The organism is Acinetobacter sp. SwsAc4 (assembly GCF_013391535.1).
Taxonomy (GTDB): domain Bacteria; phylum Pseudomonadota; class Gammaproteobacteria; order Pseudomonadales; family Moraxellaceae; genus Acinetobacter.
This window is the reverse complement of sequence record NZ_JACAXC010000064.1, coordinates 1-1,179: the sequence shown is the minus strand read 5'-3', so window position 1 is coordinate 1,179 and position 1,179 is coordinate 1. Positions and strand designations below refer to the sequence as shown.

General features: G+C 44.9%; 1 protein-coding gene. It reads left to right on the top strand.

Translation table 11 applies throughout. The features are described from left to right. Positions 1-1,179 (top strand): elongation factor Tu (gene tuf, locus HYG88_RS15120; RefSeq protein ID WP_218647903.1); only part of this gene is annotated, 1,179 nt, incomplete at its 5' end.

Genomic DNA, 1,179 nt, shown 5'->3' with positions numbered 1-1,179 from the left:
AAGTTTGAACGTAATAAACCACACGTAAACGTGGGTACAATTGGTCACGTTGACCATGGTAAAACAACTTTAACTGCTGCGATTGCAACTATCTGTGCAAAAACTTACGGCGGTGAAGCGAAAGATTACTCACAAATCGACTCAGCTCCTGAAGAAAAAGCACGTGGTATTACAATTAATACTTCACACGTAGAATACGATTCTCCAATCCGTCACTACGCTCACGTAGACTGCCCGGGCCACGCCGATTATGTTAAAAACATGATTACTGGTGCTGCTCAGATGGACGGCGCGATCCTTGTGTGTGCTGCGACTGATGGTCCAATGCCACAAACTCGTGAACACATCCTTCTTTCACGTCAGGTTGGTGTACCTTACATCATCGTATTCTTAAACAAGTGCGACCTTGTTGATGATGAAGAATTGCTTGAATTAGTAGAAATGGAAGTTCGTGAACTTCTTTCTACTTATGACTTCCCAGGTGATGACACTCCAATCATCCGTGGTTCAGCGCTTCAAGCATTGAACGGCAATGATGGCGAATATGGTGAGAAATCAGTTCTTGCACTTGTTGAAGCGCTTGACTCTTACATCCCAGAACCAGAGCGTGCAATCGATAAAGCATTCTTAATGCCAATCGAAGATGTATTCTCTATCTCTGGTCGTGGTACGGTTGTAACTGGTCGTGTTGAATCTGGTATCGTTAAAGTTGGCGAATCAGTTGAAATCGTTGGTATCCGTGACACAGTTGTAACGACTGTAACTGGCGTAGAAATGTTCCGTAAACTTCTTGACGAAGGTCGTGCGGGCGAGAACTGTGGTGTTCTTCTACGTGGTACTAAGCGTGAAGACGTACAACGTGGTCAAGTACTTGCTAAACCAGGTACAATCAAGCCACACACTAAATTCGATGCGGAAGTATATGTACTTTCTAAAGAAGAAGGTGGTCGTCATACTCCATTCCTTAACGGTTACCGTCCACAGTTCTACTTCCGTACAACTGACGTAACTGGCGCAATCAAGTTACAAGAAGGCGTAGAAATGGTTATGCCTGGTGACAACGTTGAGATGTCAGTAGAGTTGATCCACCCGATCGCAATGGACCCAGGTCTACGTTTTGCGATCCGTGAAGGTGGTCGTACTGTAGGTGCGGGTGTTGTTGCTAAAGTAACTGCATAA